We start from the raw sequence: 18,431 nt of genomic DNA, 5'->3' as shown, positions 1-18,431 counted from the left end.
TACACCTCAGTTATCTGGCCCCGTTACCGAGCGATATCATGGATATCGCCGATATGACAGCAATAGCGCGGCTGTTGGCAGGCTGACAGCTCGACTCTACACAGTTCAACGATCTTACAGTTCAACGCTCTGGCTCAATGTCGCGACCATCACCGCTTTGATGGTGTGCATGCGGTTTTCCGCCTGATCAAACACAATGCTGTGGGCTGATTCAAACACGTCGTTGGTGACTTCCATGCCGTTGTGCAAACCATACTGTTCGGCCATTTGCTTGCCAAGGGTGGTGTGATCGTCGTGAAATGCCGGCAGGCAGTGCAGGAATTTCACCTGCGGGTTGCCGGTGGCGGCAATCATCGCGGCGTTGACCTGATACGGCCGCAGCAGGTCGATACGCTGTTGCCACACTTCTTTCGGTTCACCCATCGAAACCCACACGTCGGTGTAGATAAAGTCCACGCCGTTGACTCCGCTCACGACATCTTCTGTCAGCGTGATCGAACCGCCAGTTTTGGCTGCTGCTGCCTGGCATTCCGCTACCAGCCCCGCATCTGGCCAGCAGGCTTTCGGCGCGATCAATCTTAGCTCCAGCCCGGTGATGGCGGCCGCTTCCAGCATACTGTTGCCCATGTTATTGCGGGTATCGCCCACGTAGGCCAGCTTCATGCCTGACAGCGGTTTGCCCGGCAGGTGTTCCTGCATGGTCAGCAGATCCGCCAGCAACTGGGTTGGGTGAAATTCATTGGTCAGCCCGTTCCACACAGGCACGCCGGAAAACTCCGCCAGCGTTTCCACCAGCACCTGACCGTAGCCACGATACTGGATGCCGTCATACATGCGGCCCAGCACCCGGGCGGTGTCTTTCATGGATTCTTTGTGGCCTATCTGGCTACCGCTCGGGCCGAGGTAAGTGACCTGCGCGCCCTGATCGTATGCAGCAACTTCGAAAGAGCAACGAGTGCGGGTCGAATCTTTTTCGAAGATGAGTGCGATGTTTTTACCTTGCAGGTGGCGAGTCTCGGAACCGTTTTTCTTAGTCGTTTTGAGGGCGGCGGCGAGGGTCAGCAGGCTGTTGATTTCAGCGGGGGTGAAATCCATCAACCGTAAAAAATGGCGTTTATAGAACGGGTTCATCGTTGTCTTCTCCATGTGGCTCAACACTTCGGTTGAATTAAAATTCACTTTATATGTGTAAATATTCAAATTCAAGTGTCGTGTTCAAACTTTCTGGTGGAGAGAGAGGCTGGCCTGTGGGAAAATGGCTGTCATCTTTGCCGCTTTGATGAGGACTGAGACATGGCAAACCGCGAACTGCTGGAAGAACAACGTGAAGAGACCCGCCTGATCATCGAAGAACTGCTGGAGGACGGCAGCGACCCCGATGCGCTCTACACCATTGAACACCATTTCTCAGCCGAGAAGTTTGAAGAACTGGAGAAAGTGGCGGTAGAGGCGTTCAAGCTGGGTTACGAAGTGACAGACGCTGAAGAGATGGAAATGGAAGACGGCGTGGTACTGATGTGCTGCGACGCTATCAGCGAAGTGGCGCTGAACGCCGAGCTTATCGACCAGCAGGTGGAACAACTGCTGTCGCTGGCCGAACGTCATGGGGTCAACTATGACGGTTGGGGCACCTACTTTGAAGACCCGAACGGCGAAGACGATGAAGACGAGTTCGGTGAAGACGAAGATTTTTATGACGAGGACGATGACGGCAAACGTCATTAATTCCTGGTCAATGACTATCTTGTGAACGTATCGCCCGGCCTTTACCGGGCGATACGTTTTCTGCGTGCTGTGATGCCACCCGCGTCTTTACCGTGTTGTTAGCATCACAGCGTTTTAATATCACAGTATTTTTAACATCCTGACTTCACAGTCGACATGGCCGGTGTTGCCCATGGCATGCGGAATGTGTTGAAAACCCAACTTTTCATACAGCGTGATAGCACTGGTCAGGTGTGCGGTGGTTTCCAGATAACAGCGGCGAAACCCTTGCTCACGGCCAAATGCCAGCGCCTGCTCAGCCAACTGCCGGGCGATACCTCTACCACGCGCCAGCGGCAGGAAATACATTTTCTGTAATTCACAGACATCCGCTTCGCCGCCTGACAACGGGGCCAGTCCGCCGCCGCCGACCACTTCACCGTTACATTCCACCACCCAATAGGCGCTGGCAGGGCGACAATAGAGTTCGAACAGCTGGTCCAGGTTAGGGTCGGAAACGGTATACCCTTTGTCGGCAGTCAGGCCGAATTCAGCGGAAACCAGGCGAATAACACGGGCTATCGCCGCGTTGTCGGTGGCCATAATCGGGCGGGTCAGCAGGGAGATTGGCGCTGAAGTTGTCATGTTGCTCACTCTTATCGGCAGAATCCGGTCAGGTCGAAAACGTCGGCAACAGGCTGACGTGCTCCGATGTGATATGCATCGGCGATTATACGCACCGATGTGCCGCCTCAAAACCTGTTATTGATAACGGCGTGTTGTGAAAAGCGCAACCCGGGGGGGAAACAGCAGGTTGTCACCCGAAGGCTGTGGTTTGATGAGGTTTCTCTTTGATTATATCTTGATCTAAATTCTCATATGTGGGATTTTTTATCAAAATTGATATTCAGGAGACGCGATGGAACCTTCCCTTTCTGAAACCGATCGCCTTTGCGAAACGGATCGTCGTCTGGCTGAACGGCTGGCGGCACTGCGCCGTGAGCGCAACTGGTCGCTGGACGAACTGTCGCAGCGCAGCGGCATCAGCCGGGCGACCTTATCGCGTCTGGAGCGTCTGGAGTCGAGCCCGACGGCGGTATTGCTGGGCCGCTTGTGTGCGGTATACGGCTGCACGCTGTCGGGGCTATTGGCTGAAGTCGAACTCCCGTTGCCCCAGAAGCTGAGCGTCACGCAACAGCCGGTGTGGGTTGACCCGGAAACCGGGTTTATCCGTCGTGTCGTTTCCCCATCTTCCGCTGGTTTTCGGGCCGAAATGATTCACGGCGAGTTACCAGCGGGTGCACGTATCGACTATAACGCGCCGCCACTCGCGGGGCTGGAACACCACCTGTATGTGCTGGACGGTCAACTGACAATAACGCTGGAAGGCGTTATCCACACGCTTGGCCCACAAGACAGCCTGCGTTATCGCCTGTATGGCCGCTCGGGGTTTCATAATCCCGGTCCTGACTCGGTTCGTTACCTGATAGCGATTTGCACCCCCTGACTGTTTTGCTAAGGAGTTGAATGATGACAGAGACATCCCGGCAGCAACCGCTGACGATTCGCATTGATGACCTGACTGGTGAGGCAACCCGAGCACTGGTGGCCCTGCATCTGGCGGGAATGCACGATAATTCGCCGCCAGAAAGTGTGTTCGCACTGGATTTGTCCGGCCTGCAGTCGCCGGATATTACGTTCTGGAGCGTCTGGCGTGGCGAGCAGATAGCCGGTATCGGCGCGTTGAAAATGCTGACGGATGGTAGCGGAGAACTGAAGTCCATGCGCACCCATCCGCAGTGCTTACGTCAGGGGGTGGCGGGCTATCTGCTGGCGCACATTGTGGATGAGGCCCGCCGACGTGGTGTGCCACGCCTGAGTCTGGAAACGGGCCGCGGCCCGGCGTTTGAACCCGCCCTGACGTTGTATCGTAAACACGGTTTTGTTAATGGCGGTGCGTTTGCTGAGTATACGGCCAGCGAATTCAATCAGTTCCTGCATTTATCGCTGTGATGGCAATTATCGCTGTAATAACAATGCTGTTTTGACGCCTGATTTCTGTACTTCTTTGTCCACAGACGACAATATCGACAGCCAGTAGGGAACGTCAGGCGCTCTTTATGCTACACATGGCGTGCCTGCGCAGAACGGTGATACGGATTATTTTGTGATTATTCTTTAAGGTTAAATTATATGCCGATATAACTAAAATCATCGGCATATAATTATTTTTTTAATCATTAGTCAGCGAGCGTTATTGGGATATTTTACGGGAAATATTAACATCAAAGCCCCTCGTCTATGATTACGGAAGCGTTGTTTTATGGTTAACCGCTTGTTGTCTCGGCTGGCTGCTCTGATGTTGTTGCTCGTTTTTTCCTCTTTTTCGACCGCACAAACATTACAGCCACAAGAAGGGAATTGGGTCGCGCCTGAATTCCGATTCCATACCGGAGAAACCATCAATCATCTCCGTATCCATTATTACACCTTGGGTGACAGTAAGAAGCCGGCGGTCTTATTGCTGCATGGGACGAATCAGCCGGTGAGTGCATTATTGGCGGCGGGTTTTGGCGGTGAGTTATTCGGCCCCGGTCAACCGCTGGATGCCAGCAAGTATTTCATCATTATTCCCGAAAGCATCGGCTCCGGAAAATCCGCCAAACCGTCTGACGGTCTACGCACTAAATTCCCGCAATATGACTACAACGATATGGTGCTGGCGCAATATCGGCTGTTGACCGAAGGTCTCGGTATTACCCATCTACGTTTGGTGATGGGGTACTCGATGGGCGGGATGCAAACCTGGATGTGGGGTGAAAAATACCCGGATATGATGGATGCGCTGGTGCCGATGGCATCACAGCCGAATGAATTATCTGGCCGTAACTGGATGCTGCGCCGGATGTTAATTGAAACCATCAAGCGCGATCCTGCATGGAAAAACGGTGACTACACCACGCAACCGCCGTCATTGCAGACGGCCAACATCATGTTTAGCATCGCCACCACGGGTGGTACGTTAAGCTATCAGAGCAAGGCACCGACGCGTGCGCTGGCGGACAAACTGGTCGATGAGCGTCTGGCTGCCCCTGTCACGGCCGATGCTAACGACTTTATTTACATCTGGAATTCCTCGGCGGATTACAACGCTTCACCGGAATTGGGCCGTATCAAAGCGCCATTGCTGGTCATTAACTCCGCTGATGATGAGCGTAATCCAGTTGAAACAGGAATATTGGAAAGTGAGCTTAAGAAAGTGAAGCATGCCGAATTATTTTTGATTCCGGCAAGTAAGGAAACCAGCGGTCATGCCACCATGATGTCGGCGAAGTTTTATAAAAATAAGTTGGGTGAATTTTTGGCCGCGGTACCCGCCCATAAGCAATAACAAAAAGTAACCGTAACGGGCCGACGCCTAAACATAATCATGTCGGCCCTTCCTTTCATGATATTTCCTTTTCATTTTTGTTGCGGTTTACGTGTGAGTTGAAGCTCATGGTTTTTCATTGACCAAACAGCAGGGACAATTATGTTTCGTAAGATCAAGATCCGCACAACACTCAGTATTATGGTGTTTTCTTTGGCAGTACTGTCGTTAATTGTCGGCGTGCTGGGGCTGGTTGCCGTTCAGTCGGGGAATAAGTCGTTCGCGCGTGTGGATACGGTGGTGCTGCCGGGGCTGGTCGCGTTAAATGAAAGCTCGGAATTGCTATTGCGCGCCCGTCTGGATTTACGGCTGTATGAATCCCTGATGGGAAAAGGGGATAAAGAGGCGGCCTCCGTGGCGCTCAAGCGTGCCAGAGGCAAAATTGATGATGCCGGTAAAAAATGGCAGGAATACCTGACTTACCCGCAATCTGAACCGGAAAAAGTCATCTCTTCCGATATGGCTAACAAACGCGGCACCCTGATGAATGAGTTCATCAACCCGGCGTTTACTGCGCTGGAAGCAGGGAATCTGGATGATTACCGGCAGCGTGCCGGGAAATCTACCACGCTGTACGCCGACTTTGACAACGCGTCGAAAAAGCTGGTGCAGTACAAACGTCAGAGCATTGACGAGGCTTACAGCGATTCTAACGAACGTGTCAGCCGCATGCAGGTCATTCTGTCGGTGGTGATCGTTTGTGCGTTGGTGCTGGCGGCGCTGGCCTGGTCGATTCTCACCAACCTGGTGGTGAAACCGCTCAATCAGGCGATTAGCGTGTTTGGTCGTATTGCGCAAGGTGACCTGCGCGCCAACATTGAGATTCGCGGCAACAACGAAATTGCTCAGTTGTTCGGTGCGGTACAGCATATGCGCGACGGGCTGGAAAACATGGTGCGGGCGGTACGCAACGGCACCGACGCCATCAGCGTCGGCGTTGAAGAGATTGCTTCCGGCAACATTGATCTCTCCAGCCGTACTGAACAGCAGGCGGCGTCGCTGGATGAAACGGCTTCCAGCATGGAGCAGATTCTGTCCACGGTCAGCAACAATGAAGACAACACGCGTAAAGCCAACGATCTGGCGCAGAAAGCGTCGGATTCCGCTTCTCGTGGTGGCAATGTGGTAACGGAAGTGGTCGATACCATGCGTTCTATCCAGCAGAGCTCAGCCCGTATTTCCGATATCGTCGGTGTGATTGACGGTATCGCCTTTCAGACCAACCTGCTGGCGCTGAACGCCGCGGTGGAAGCGGCACGGGCAGGGGAGCAGGGTAAAGGCTTTGCGGTGGTGGCATCCGAAGTGCGTACCCTGGCGCAACGTAGTGCTACGGCGGCCAAAGAGATCGGTTCTATGATCGATAACTCGCTAAGCCGCATTGAAAAAGGTGCCGGGCTGGTGGAAATGGCCGGTAAGACTATGGATGAGATCCTGTCGGATGTCCGCAAAGTGGTGGATATCATGGGTGAGATCATGCTGTCTTCCGGCGAACAGAGCCGGGGGATTTCGCAGATCAATATCGCGATCACTCAGATGGACGGTGTGACCCAGCAGAACGCCAGCCTGGTGGCTGAGGTGGCGACGGCGGCCAGCTCGCTACAGGCGCAGGTGACGCACCTGCAACAGTCGATAGCCAGTTTCCGCATTGAGGATGATAGCCAGACGCCGCAAACCAATACGCCCGTATTTCATCGCCACCTTGCCATTACGGGGGGCCGGTAACGCGTTGTCCGGGGGGAGGAACTCGCGACGTTCGGCCATCACGTCGCGAGTCTGGTGAGGATGGGATAGACAAAAAGAACCCGGCGGTTGTTGCCGGGTACATGGTCGGTGATTGATCTGATGTATCTCTTTCGTCTGCCTCGTGGTCGGTGTGTTGGCTGCGAGCTATCCGTTTCCGACCACCGCCTGCCATCCGGCATCTATTCGGTATATACCGCTTCAAGCTCCAGCGTATGGAGAATCTGGCGATGTAGTCGCAGAATGTTGCGCGTATCCCGCGGGGCGATCCAGACGATGTTGCTGGTAGCGACTACACCCAATACCTCCGGCAATGCGCGATGATCAATCACTCTGGCAACGGCCCGGGCATACCCGGAGACCACCGAGACCAGGATAAATTCATCGTTATGCACAACATGTACCACCATATCGGCAATCGGGCGGGAAACATCCGGCTCGGGTTGTGCTTGCGGGCCCAGCGCATAAATTTTCTGCCCTTTGGCGTTTCTGACTTTGACTACTCCAAGCAACCTCAAAAGCCGGGAAATAGTGGATTGACTAATATCCCGGTATCCATGCTGCTGCATTGCCTGCTTGATATGTTCCTGAGAACGGTAGCTATTGCCAATAATAAGCTGTTGGCAAAGTGCAAGCTGCGCCTGTTCCTTATCCAGTGTGGTTTGAGATTTTTTCACCATAACTACAATCCTGTAGAAAATTGAGTGCCAAATTTATAGGAAATAGAGGGTTAGCTACGTCAATTCATATGTCAGCTATAAAAAAGGGGGCTAAACGGCAATAAAATTGGTTATATCAGGGAAGACGGGCCGTTTGTCTGTGGTTCGCCTGGGAGTTAGCCGTGTGTTCCCAGGCTCAGGCTGACCATCAGCAACAGGGTCAGCGTTATCAGCAAAGGAGAAACCCACCGCAACCAGCGTACGTAAGGCACATGAGAAATCGCCAGTCCCCCCATCACCACCGCAGAGGTTGGTGTAATCAGATTGACCACACCGGAAGCGGATTGATAAGCCGTAACAACCAGCTCGCGTCCGACGTGAGCAAAATCGGCCAGCGGTGCCATGATGGGCATAGTGAGTACCGCCAGGCCGGAGGATGACGGTACTAAAAAAGAGAGCAGTATTTCCAGCGCAAACATGACGTTGATAAACAACACCGATGACAGGCCGCTCATCGCTATTTCCGCCTGATTGAGAATGGTATGGGTGATCATGCCGTTATCCATAATCACCACAATGCCGCGCGCGATCCCGATAATGAGCGCTACCCCCAGCAGATCTCTGGCACCGTCGATAAAGGTTGAGGTGAGTTCGGCTTCGCTCATGCGTGCAATTAGTCCGATGATAATCGATGAAGCCAGAAAAACGCCGGAGATTTCTCCCATCCACCAGCCGCGGACGGACACGCCGTAAATCATGATGGCGAAAGCCAGTGCAAAAATGATCAGTACGATTTTGCGTGTGATGGTAAAGGGCAGCATGGCATGACCTTTATTCGCCAAAAAATGCGCGCGATCGGCTTCCCACTGGTCGGCGACCAGTGACGCTGACGGATCGCGCTTCACTTTGCGCGCATAGCGCATGACGTAAGCCACACAAATTAACCAGCCAATAATCAGGATGACGATGCGTAAACCGATACCGGCCGTAAACGTTATTCCCGCTGCGTTAGCCGCAATCACGGTAGCAAAGGGGTTGATGGTGGAACCGAGCGTGCCAATACCTGCACCCAACAGGATGGTTGCCGCCGCTACTATGGAATCAAAACCGGCGGCCAGCATGATCGGAACCATCAGGCTGTAAAAAGGCAATGATTCTTCCGCCATGCCATAGATGGTACCTCCGGCGGCAAATAGCGCCATCAGAATAGGGATCATCCACTCTTCGCGTCCTGTTAATCTGGTAGTAACACGTTCTATCCCGGCATCAATCGCCCCGGTTTTGGTTACGATGCCAAGAAAACCGCCAATAATCAGAATAAATAGCGCCACATCAATGGCACCGGCCTCGTTGGTCCGGTGGTTATATAACCCGTCAACGGGGGCCAGCAGCACGTCTGTAATACCTTGCGGCCTGGTTGCCACCGGATGCCAGGTTCCGGCTAGTGGCACCGGTTTGCCCAGCTTGTCATTCATGACCATCTGGTATTGTCCGGCGGGAATAATCCAACTGAGCGCCGCCATGCATGCGATAAGCAGAAATAAAATGGTATAAGCCGAAGGGAATTTGAATGTTTTCATCATTGACTTCCTTGCGCGGTGTGTGGCGCGCTGGTGGGGGGCAAATCGTCGCTAACGGCATGCCGGGGGAAGCGCAAGAGGCGTTATCTCCCCCGGCCGGTGCCGGGTTTAGCCAGCCAGTGTGGCAACCATGATGGCTTTAATGGTGTGCATACGGTTTTCGGCTTCGTCGAAAACAATGGAGTAATCCGACTCGAACACCTCCTCCGTCACTTCCAGTCCTTTAAGGTGGTAGGTTTGTTCAATCTCATGGCCGAGCAGCGTGTGCTCGTTATGAAAAGCGGGCAGGCAGTGCATGAATTTCACCTGCGGGTTGCCGGTGGCGTCTACCACTGCGCGGTTAATCTGGTACGGTTTCATCAGACTGACCCGTTCGGCCCAGGCCGCTTTGGGTTCGCCCATCGATACCCATACATCCGTATAGAGAAAATCAACGCCCACCCCCCCTTCATCAACATACTCCGTCAGCATGATCCGACCGCCGGTCTGACTGGCGATATCCCGGCACTGTTGGACCAGCTTCTCATCGGGCCAGTAGGCTCGCGGGGCGACCAGCCGGATATCCATGCCCATCTTGGCCGCACCCACCATCAACGAATTCCCCATATTGTTACGGGCATCGCCCAGATAGGCGAAAGCCAACTGGCCGAGTTGCTTGCCAGGCGAGTGCTCCAGCATGGTCATCAGGTCAGCCAGAATTTGTGTCGGGTGGAATTCGTCAGTCAGGCCGTTCCACACGGGGACGCCGGCAAAGCGAGCCAGTTCCTCAACGATCGACTGACCAAATCCACGGTATTCGATACCGTCGTACATTCTTCCCAGCACGCGGGCCGTATCTTTCATAGACTCTTTATGGCCGATTTGTGAACCGCTTGGACCGAGATAGGTGACCTGTGCGCCTTGATCAAAGGCGGCGACCTCAAACGCACAGCGGGTACGTGTTGAGGTTTTTTCAAAGATCAGCGCAATATTTTTACCGGTTAATTTCGCCTGCTCTGTACCGTTGTATTTTGCTTTTTTCAACTTCATGGCGAGGTTAATCAGGTGCTGAATTTCCGCCGGTGTAAAATCCAGCAATTTAAGGAAATGGCGGTTATAAAGATTAATAGACATTTTTTATTCCTTTAAAATCATTTAGATAAATAAATTCGTCATTCGACGGGCGCAAAATATCCCCGACCGCTGAATAGCGGCTGATTAACAAAGTGGTATTTATGCGAAACGGATCAGCGTACCTTTTTGCCCGGCCAGAATGGCCGTCCCATCTGTTAGTGAACCGATGCCGGCGACGGCATGGCAGTGATTAACAAACTCACAGGCGGCGGCAATTTTGGGGCCCATCGAACCTGCATCGAAAGACATACCGGCCAGGTCACCAGGTGTGACTTTGTGTAACGGTTGCTGGCTCGCTTTGCCCCAGTCGAGGTAGACCGCATCGGCGTCGGTTAGAATAAGCAAGGCGTCAGCGTGTATTTGACGCGCCAGCATGGCTGCGGAGAGATCCTTATCAATCACCGCTTCGACGCCCGATAGCTGCCCGTTGCTGTCACGGGTGACGGGCACGCCGCCTCCACCGTTGCAAATCACCAGATGGTTGCGGGCAATGAGAGCGGCTATGGCTTCACTTTCGACTATCCGCTGCGGCTGTGGTGAGGGGACGACGCGGCGGAAATGCTGACCATCGGCTTTCATGGTCCAACCTTTTTCCCGGTGAATGGCATCGGCGTATTCCTGCTGGTAGACCGGGCCGATATATTTTGTCGGCTGGCCGAAGGCCGGATCGCGAGGATCGACCTCCACCTGTGTCAACAACGTACTGATCTCACGTTGCGGCAGCGTGTTTCTGAGCGCTTGCTCTAGCAGATAGCCAATCATCCCCTGGCTTTCCGCCCCCAAAATATCCAGCGGGTAGGGGGTCACAGCGGAATAGGCGTTGTTTTGTAACGCCAGCAGGCCGACCTGTGGCCCGTTGCCATGCACCAGTACGACATTCCATTGTTCCGTCAGCTCGGCAATGATCCGGGCGGCCTGAATAATATTATGTTGCTGAATATCGGCTTCCAGCGGTTCGCCGCGTTTCAGCAACGCGTTGCCCCCCAGCGCGACGACCAGGGTGGGTTTGGTCACGGCGACCATGTCAGACTTTGTTAGGGTGGGAGTTGTCATAATCATTCTCCTGTCGGCGGATTCAGATGGCGTCACGTTCCAGTGGGCAGCTCATGCAGCGTGCGCCGCCGCGTCCGCGTCCAAGTTCATCACCCGGAATAGGGAGAACCGTAATACCGGCTTTATCGTATTTTTCGTTGGTCCAGATATTGCGCTCGTACCCGATGACAACGCCGGGGCGTATGGTCAGGACGTTGTTGGCGTCGTTCCATTGTTCACGCTCCGCTTCGAACTGGTCGCCGCCTGTGGTGATCAACCGGACATGATCAATATTGAGTGCCTGCTCAATCGCAGTCAGAAAGTGGGGTTCTTCCCGGCGCTTTATGCCACCATGGCCATCATCGGTGAGCGTCCAGCATTGTGTTTCTTTGCTGACGATTTCCGGGTAAACCGAGAAGGTATCGACATCAATATGTGTCATGACGGTATCAAGATGCATACAGGCGCGGTGCTTAGGCAATTCCAGTGCAATGACGCGGCTTGCCTGTTGGTGATGAAATAAAGCTCGCGCCAGAAACTCGACGCCTTGCGGTGTGGTTCGCTCTGACATGCCAATCAGAACTGCGCCACGGCCAATGACTAATACGTCCCCACCTTCTAAGGTCGCGTGGTCGTAATTACAGTCGTCGTCACCAAAATATTTAATAAAATCACCCTTCGCAAAACGCGGATGCCAGCGATATATTGCCCGGAGATTATTGGTTTCCCGCTGGCGCGCGCTTTTTGCCATCGGATTGATTGAAACGCCGTTATATATCCAGCACGAGGTATCCCGGGTGAATAAATGATTAGGAAGAGGACTCATAATAAAGTCCGTTGCCTTCTGGGTATCGACAACCATATTACTAAACGTCTCTGGAATTTCGCTGTAGGTCAGTCCGCCAGTCATAATTCTTGCTAGCTGGCGATGGGGTTGATCGGCAAGCCAGCCTCGAATATCAGCGGCAAGAGAAGGGCCTAAACGATAATCAGAAATCTGGGTGTCTAACAGCCAGCTTTTGGCCGTCGGTAGCGCCAGTGTTTCGGTAAGTAAATCGGTTAATAATAAAACCTCAACATGTTGCTGACGCAGTAAGTTAGAAAATATATCGTGCTCTTTACCGGCCCGTTCAACAGATAATACATCATCAAATAATAATTCCTGACAATTTGATGGCGTTAATCTTTTCAAACTTAAATTAGGTCGATGTAGCATAACGCTACGTAGCTGACCTATCTCTGAACCGACATAGTTTTTCTGCATGATGATTCCTTTTGAAATAAAAAATAATTCTCACTCGTGGCGAATAATAATTATCAGCCAATTTATTGATGTTCCCCCTATTTGAGTACGCGGTCATATTAGGTAATGCAGATGTGTTTATTGTGACGAAGATCACATGAAGTGGTTCACAATGAATAAACAAAATATTTTTTGAGCAAACGCATTATTTTATTTATTTAGTTGTGAATGACTTTGAATAAATAACGGTGATGAGGTTTTTTTATTTATAAATAGTGCTTTTATTTATGTATATCATGGTTTTGTTTTTTTCGTATTGTATTGATATTTATATGTATTTTTTTAAAAATAAAATAATTAACATGATGTGGTGATTAATTATTTTTTATTCAACCTGACTATGAGATTGTTATTCAATGGTATATGCTTTCACTCGTGAATTTTTTTTGTGATGATTCCGATGTTTTTTAAAATTCTCTAGTCAGAACAGTAAATTAAAATAACAATACACACATTATGGATAACCGCTTATTCAGTATTACTGCATAATAATTTTTTTTAACAGCGGTTTCTCCGGATGGCAGAGAAATAATCATGCATTCATCTGTTGTTTGGATCGCGGAAAGACAAGGTAGATGGCGGAGGATAAGACGATTCGGGGATAAAAAAAACCACCACCTCAGCGGAGGTAGTGGTTTGGTTTCGTACCGATAAAACCGTAGGGATTTACAGTGCAGCGATGGTGGCCTGTTGTTCCAGCAGTTTGGCTTTGGCGGCGGCGTAACCGTCGCGTTTTTCACGCTCTTTGGCAACCACGGCTTCTGGTGCGCGCGCGACAAAGCCTTCGTTGGACAGCTTGCTGTCGATGCGGCCGATTTCTACCTCGAGTTTCGCCACTTCTTTTGCCAGCCTGTCCAGTTCGGCCACTTTGTCGATAAGACCCGCCATCGGGATCAGCAGCTCAGCGCCCTCTACCAGTTTGGTGACGGAGACCGGGCCTTTATCGCCAGCCGGTAACAGCGTGATGCTCTCCAGACGCGCCAGCGTCTGAATAAAGCCGAGGTTGTCCTGCACACGGCGGGTGGCATCGGCGGACGCGTCGCGCAGCAGCAGTGCCAGCGGCTTGCTGGGCGCGATGTTCATTTCGGCACGAATGTTACGCACCGCGATGATCGCCTGCTTGATCCACTCCAGATCGTTAAATGCCTGCTCGTCTTCCAGCGCGGCATCAAAGGCCGGGAACGGCTGCAGCATAATCGTATTGGCGCTTACGCCCTTCAGTACCTTCACCCGTTGCCAGATGGTTTCGGTAATGAACGGGATGATCGGGTGAGCCAGACGCAACAGCGCTTCCAGTACCGTGACCAGCGTATGACGTGTGCCGCGCAGTTCAGCGTCGCTGCCACCGTTCATCACCGGCTTGGTCAGTTCCAGATACCAGTCACAGAACTGGTTCCAGGTGAACTCATAGAGCACGTTGGCTGCCAGGTCGAAACGGTAGCTGTCCAGCGCTTCGCGATAGGCTTTCACCGTGCGGTTGAATTCCGCCAGAATCCAGCGGTCTGCCAGTGACAACACTTTGTCGCCACCGTTAAAACCGCAATCCTGCTCTTCGGTATTCATCAGCACAAAGCGGCTGGCGTTCCACAGCTTATTACAGAAGTTGCGATACCCTTCCAGACGTTTCATGTCCCAGTTAATGTCGCGGCCGGTGGAAGCCAGCGCCGCCAACGTAAAGCGCAGTGCATCGGTGCCGTGCGGTTCAATGCCGTTCGGGAACTGTTTTTCGGTGCGCTTGCGGATTTTTTCCGCCAGCTGTGGCTGCATCATGTTGCCGGTGCGTTTTTCCAGCAATGCTTCCAGCGAAATACCGTCCACCATATCCAGCGGGTCAATCACGTTACCCTTGGATTTGGACATCTTCTGGCCTTCCTCATCGCGGATAAGGCCGGTCATGTAGACGGTATGGAACGGTACCTGTGGCTTGCCGTCTTCATCTTTGATGAAGTGCATGGTCATCATGATCATGCGAGCGATCCAGAAGAAAATGATGTCAAAGCCGCTGACCATCACGCTGCTGGGGTGGAAGGCTTTCAGTTCCGGGGTTTGCTCCGGCCAGCCGAGTGTGGAGAACGTCCACAGGGCGGAGGAGAACCAGGTATCCAGCACGTCGTCGTCCTGGCGCAACGCCACATCTGCCGCCAGATGATTCTCGCGGCGCACTTCTTCTTCATCACGGCCGACGTAGACCTTGCCGTTATCGTCGTACCATGCAGGGATGCGATGACCCCACCACAGCTGACGGGAAATACACCAGTCCTGAATGTCGCGCATCCAACTGAAGTACATGTTTTCGTATTGCTTCGGCACGAACTGGATACGGCCGTCTTCCACCGCTTCCACCGCCGGTTTGGCCAGCACAGCGGCACGGACGTACCACTGGTCGGTCAGCATCGGCTCGATGACCACGCCGCCACGGTCGCCATAAGGAACGGTCAGGTCGTGTGCTTTAATTTCTTCCAGCAGGCCCAGCTCGTCAAACGCGGTGACCACCGCTTTACGGGCAGCAAAACGTTCCAGCCCGCGGAACGCGTCAGGAATGTCATTGCTGTAGACGGTGCTGGATTCGCCGTTGGTGTTGAAAACTTCCGCTTCCTGGCGGATATCGCCGTCGAACGTCAAGATATTGATCATCGGCAACTGATGGCGTTTACCGACTTCGTAGTCGTTGAAGTCGTGCGCCGGGGTGATCTTCACGCAGCCGGTGCCCTTTTCCATATCGGCGTGTTCGTCACCGACGATCGGAATACGGCGACCAACCAGCGGCAGGATCAAAAACTTGCCGATCAGATCTTTATAGCGTGGATCTTCCGGGTTGACCGCCACACCGGTATCACCCAGCACGGTTTCCGGACGGGTGGTAGCGACCACCAGATAATCTTTACCGTCGGCGGTTTTCGCGCCGTCCGCCAGCGGGTAGCGCAGGTGCCACATCGAACCTTTAATGTCGCGGTTTTCCACTTCCAAATCGGAAATGGCGGTACGCAGTTTCGGGTCCCAGTTCACCAGACGTTTGCCACGGTAGATCAGGTCTTCCTGATACAAGCGCACAAACACTTCTTTCACCGCGTTGGACAAGCCGTCGTCCATGGTGAAACGCTCGCGCTCCCAGTCTACCGAGTTGCCCAGACGACGCATCTGACGGGTAATGGTGCCGCCGGATTCCGCCTTCCACTGCCAGATTTTATCGATGAAGGCATCGCGGCCGTAATCATGGCGGGTTTTGCCTTCTTCAGCGGCGATTTTACGTTCCACGACCATCTGGGTGGCGATACCGGCATGGTCGGTACCTGCCTGCCACAGGGTGTTTTTACCCTGCATGCGCTGGTAGCGGATCATCGTATCCATAATGGTTTGCTGGAAAGCATGGCCCATGTGCAGGCTGCCGGTCACGTTGGGCGGCGGGATCATGATGCTGAAACTTTCTTTGCTGGTGTCGCCGTTGGGCTTGAAGTAACCCTGTTGTTCCCAGTGCTCGTACAGCGGCTGCTCGATATCGTGCGGGTTGTATGTCTTTTCCATTATGCTCAAAAAGTCAGTGAGTTGGCGGCGTCGCCGTGGTCAATTGGAAGCCGACGCTGCGATAGGCTTTGTAGCGGTCGCGCGCCAACTGTTTCAGAGATTCGTCGTAAGGGACGAAGTCTATCACTTCATGGAAAGCGGTGGCAAAATCTGCGAACTGCGGCATTAGACTAATCAACAGGTCGCGTGGTGCGTTGCCGCGTTTTTGCGGCCAGGCCAGCTCTACCGGTGAGCCTTGTCGCGGCCCTTCACCCGCCAGATTGTGCGGCACGAACGCGTGGGGTTCACGCTGCCACAACGCTTCGTCCAGCCTGAGTGCCTGTTGCTCGTCTTCACAGGCGATCAGTACGCGCTGACCTGCGCGCCAGCGCGCGGCGGCCAGCTCACAAGCCAGCACTTCACAGGCGTTCAGCTCACCGCTGGAGCGGTCGCTTTCTATGAGATAGAAGGTCGCGTTTTTCATGGTGCTCCGCATACCGATGAGGGTTACAGACAGAATAATAAATCCCCGCAAGCGCGGGGATCAGGCCGGAAGGGGATGAATGCGCCACCGGCTGGCGGCGGCGATTGCCGATGATTACTCGGCGTCATTCAACCCGGCGCGGTTTAACAGGAACTGCGACAGCAACGCCACCGGGCGACCGGTCGCGCCTTTCGCCTTGCCGGAACGCCAGGCGGTGCCAGCGATATCCAGATGCGCCCAACTGTACTTGCGGGTAAAGCGCGATAGGAAACACGCCGCGGTAATAGCCCCGCCCGGACGACCGCCGATGTTCGCCATATCAGCGAAGTTGGAGTCCAACTGTTCCTGATATTCATCGCCCAGCGGCAGACGCCAGGCGCGGTCACCCGCTTGTTCCGAGGCACCCAGCAGTTCGTGAGCCAGCGGATTGTGGTTCGACATCAATCCGGTCAGGTGATGCCCCAGCGCGATGACGCAGGCACCGGTCAGGGTGGCGACGTCAATCACCACATCCGGCTCGAAGCGCTCAACGTAGGTGAGGGTATCGCACAGCACCAGACGGCCTTCGGCGTCGGTATTCAGCACTTCCACCGTTTGGCCGGACATGGTGGTCAGAATGTCGCCGGGACGATAGGAGCGGCCATCCACCATGTTTTCGCAACCGGCCAGCACACCGATGATGTTGAGCGGCAATGCCAGTTCCGCCGCCACACGCATGACGCCATACACCGAAGCGGCGCCGCACATGTCGTACTTCATTTCGTCCATGCTGTCGGCCGGTTTGATGGAGATACCACCCGCATCAAACGTCAGGCCCTTGCCGACCAACACGATAGGTTTGCTGTTGCTGTCCGGCGCGCCTTTGTATTCGATAACCGACATCAGCGATTCATTTTGTGAACCTTGCCCGACAGCCAGATAGGCGTTCATCCCCAGCTCTTTCATCTGCTGTTCGCCGATGACGCGGGTGGTAATCTGGCTATAACCGTCGGCCAACTGGCGCGCCTGCGAGGCCAGGTAGGCGGCGTTGCAGATATTCGGCGGCATGTTGCCCAGATCTTTGGCAGCCTTGATGCCCGACGCAATCGCCAGACCATGCTGAATGGCACGCTCGCCGGAGGTCAGTTCGCGGCGGGTTGGCACATTGAACACCATCTTGCGCAAGGGGCGACGCAGCTCGACCTTGTTGGTCTTTAATTGATCAAAGGTATATAGCGTTTCTTTGGCGGTTTCGACCGCCTGACGCACTTTCCAATAGGTATTACGGCCTTTTACATGCAGTTCGGTCAAAAAGCAGACCGCTTCCATCGAGCCGGTTTCATTGAGGGCGTTGATGGTTTTCTGGATAACCTGCTTGTACTGGCGCTCATCGAGCTCGCGCTCTTTACCGCAGCCAATCAGCAAAATACGCTCGGAAAGGATATTGGGGACATGGTGCAACAACAGGGATTGCCCCACCTTACCTTCCAGCTCGCCACGGCGAAGTAACGCGCTGATGTAACCATCGCTGATTTTATCGAGTTGTTCTGCGATAGGGGACAGCCGACGCGGTTCAAACACGCCGACGACAATGCAGGCACTGCGTTGTTTTTCCGGGCTACCGCTTTTTACGCTGAACTCCATGAACTCTCCTGAATCTTTAAAGACAACGGTGGGATCTACGGCTAGAATGTGACATTCCGTAATATTTTCCCGCCGTTGCGTTAACATAACCTGTGTTAATCTAAACGACGTAGCGAATCTGTGCGAGGATACTCAGCAGGTTCTGATAAACATCCCACAAACAGGGATGTTTTAATAACGCTTTAGCTACGAAGGTTGCCACAAATGAGTGTAAATGGCGAGTTAGCGAAAAAACTATCGACTTTCCTGCAAAAATACAAGT

General features: G+C 53.3%; 16 protein-coding genes. 6 read left to right on the top strand and 10 right to left on the bottom strand.

Translation table 11 applies throughout. The features are described from left to right. Nucleotides 1–114 precede the first annotated feature (114 nt). A complete protein-coding gene (gene argF, locus FGI04_RS16750; protein WP_407274709.1) occupies nucleotides 115–1,131 on the bottom strand; it encodes an ornithine carbamoyltransferase in 1,017 nt (338 codons plus the stop codon). A gap of 162 nt (nucleotides 1,132–1,293) precedes the next feature. Between argF (FGI04_RS16750) and rraB the strand changes: the two genes are divergently transcribed. Beyond that, nucleotides 1,294–1,725 (top strand): ribonuclease E inhibitor RraB, encoded by a 432-nt coding sequence (gene rraB / locus FGI04_RS16745; protein WP_342698929.1) that lies wholly within the window; start codon nucleotides 1,294–1,296, stop codon nucleotides 1,723–1,725. A 120-nt stretch (nucleotides 1,726–1,845) separates the two neighbouring features. On the opposite strand, the gene FGI04_RS16740 is transcribed toward rraB, so the two are convergent. After that, on the bottom strand, nucleotides 1,846–2,349 hold the full coding sequence (locus tag FGI04_RS16740) for a GNAT family N-acetyltransferase (RefSeq protein ID WP_342698928.1): 504 nt from the start codon (nucleotides 2,347–2,349) through the stop codon (nucleotides 1,846–1,848). Nucleotides 2,350–2,623: 274 nt separating this feature from the next. On the opposite strand from FGI04_RS16740, the gene FGI04_RS16735 reads away from it, so the two are divergent. The 4 genes from FGI04_RS16735 (at nucleotide 2,624) to FGI04_RS16720 (ending at nucleotide 6,856) form a co-directional block, all read left to right on the top strand. Then, nucleotides 2,624–3,211: a helix-turn-helix domain-containing protein gene (locus tag FGI04_RS16735; RefSeq protein WP_407337021.1), complete on the top strand. Its 588-nt coding sequence runs from the start codon at nucleotides 2,624–2,626 to the stop codon at nucleotides 3,209–3,211. Nucleotides 3,212–3,234: 23 nt separating this feature from the next. Then, nucleotides 3,235–3,717: a GNAT family N-acetyltransferase gene (locus tag FGI04_RS16730; protein WP_342699013.1), complete on the top strand. Its 483-nt coding sequence runs from the start codon at nucleotides 3,235–3,237 to the stop codon at nucleotides 3,715–3,717. A 310-nt stretch (nucleotides 3,718–4,027) separates the two neighbouring features. Beyond that, on the top strand, nucleotides 4,028–5,095 hold the full coding sequence (locus FGI04_RS16725) for an alpha/beta fold hydrolase (protein ID WP_342698926.1): 1,068 nt from the start codon (nucleotides 4,028–4,030) through the stop codon (nucleotides 5,093–5,095). 141 nt (nucleotides 5,096–5,236) lie between these two features. Further along, nucleotides 5,237–6,856 (top strand): methyl-accepting chemotaxis protein, encoded by a 1,620-nt coding sequence (locus FGI04_RS16720; protein ID WP_407337020.1) that lies wholly within the window; start codon nucleotides 5,237–5,239, stop codon nucleotides 6,854–6,856. Between the two features lie 200 nt (nucleotides 6,857–7,056). On the opposite strand, the gene FGI04_RS16715 is transcribed toward FGI04_RS16720, so the two are convergent. Together FGI04_RS16715 and FGI04_RS16710 are read right to left on the bottom strand one after the other, a co-directional pair. After that, on the bottom strand, nucleotides 7,057–7,554 hold the full coding sequence (locus tag FGI04_RS16715; RefSeq protein WP_342698924.1) for an arginine repressor: 498 nt from the start codon (nucleotides 7,552–7,554) through the stop codon (nucleotides 7,057–7,059). A gap of 155 nt (nucleotides 7,555–7,709) precedes the next feature. Continuing rightward, on the bottom strand, nucleotides 7,710–9,113 hold the full coding sequence (locus tag FGI04_RS16710) for a YfcC family protein (RefSeq protein WP_342698923.1): 1,404 nt from the start codon (nucleotides 9,111–9,113) through the stop codon (nucleotides 7,710–7,712). On the opposite strand from FGI04_RS16710, the gene FGI04_RS16705 reads away from it, so the two are divergent. After that, a complete protein-coding gene (locus FGI04_RS16705; RefSeq protein WP_407337019.1) occupies nucleotides 9,104–9,247 on the top strand; it encodes a hypothetical protein in 144 nt (47 codons plus the stop codon). The two genes, FGI04_RS16710 and FGI04_RS16705, sit on opposite strands and share 10 nt — an antisense overlap. Here FGI04_RS16705 and argF (FGI04_RS16700) read toward each other — a convergent pair. The 6 genes from argF (FGI04_RS16700) to pepA all read right to left on the bottom strand — a co-directional run bounded on the left by argF (FGI04_RS16700) (nucleotide 9,222) and on the right by pepA (nucleotide 18,169). Next, nucleotides 9,222–10,226 (bottom strand): ornithine carbamoyltransferase, encoded by a 1,005-nt coding sequence (gene argF / locus FGI04_RS16700; RefSeq protein ID WP_407337018.1) that lies wholly within the window; start codon nucleotides 10,224–10,226, stop codon nucleotides 9,222–9,224. The two genes, FGI04_RS16705 and argF (FGI04_RS16700), sit on opposite strands and share 26 nt — an antisense overlap. Nucleotides 10,227–10,325: 99 nt before the next feature. Continuing rightward, nucleotides 10,326–11,279: a carbamate kinase gene (gene arcC, locus FGI04_RS16695; RefSeq protein ID WP_342698921.1), complete on the bottom strand. Its 954-nt coding sequence runs from the start codon at nucleotides 11,277–11,279 to the stop codon at nucleotides 10,326–10,328. A 22-nt stretch (nucleotides 11,280–11,301) separates the two neighbouring features. After that, nucleotides 11,302–12,522, bottom strand: a complete 1,221-nt coding sequence (gene arcA / locus FGI04_RS16690) for an arginine deiminase (protein ID WP_342698920.1) — start codon at nucleotides 12,520–12,522, stop codon at nucleotides 11,302–11,304. A 705-nt stretch (nucleotides 12,523–13,227) separates the two neighbouring features. After that, nucleotides 13,228–16,083 (bottom strand): valine--tRNA ligase, encoded by a 2,856-nt coding sequence (locus FGI04_RS16685; protein WP_407337017.1) that lies wholly within the window; start codon nucleotides 16,081–16,083, stop codon nucleotides 13,228–13,230. Between the two features lie 13 nt (nucleotides 16,084–16,096). Then, nucleotides 16,097–16,546, bottom strand: a complete 450-nt coding sequence (locus tag FGI04_RS16680) for a DNA polymerase III subunit chi (protein ID WP_012883138.1) — start codon at nucleotides 16,544–16,546, stop codon at nucleotides 16,097–16,099. A gap of 114 nt (nucleotides 16,547–16,660) precedes the next feature. Then, nucleotides 16,661–18,169 (bottom strand): leucyl aminopeptidase, encoded by a 1,509-nt coding sequence (pepA, locus tag FGI04_RS16675; protein WP_012883139.1) that lies wholly within the window; start codon nucleotides 18,167–18,169, stop codon nucleotides 16,661–16,663. Between the last annotated feature and the right edge of the window lie 262 nt (nucleotides 18,170–18,431).

This window comes from Dickeya ananatis, from assembly GCF_019464615.1.
GTDB lineage: Bacteria > Pseudomonadota > Gammaproteobacteria > Enterobacterales > Enterobacteriaceae > Dickeya > Dickeya oryzae.
This window is presented reverse-complemented; position numbering and strand designations above follow the sequence as displayed.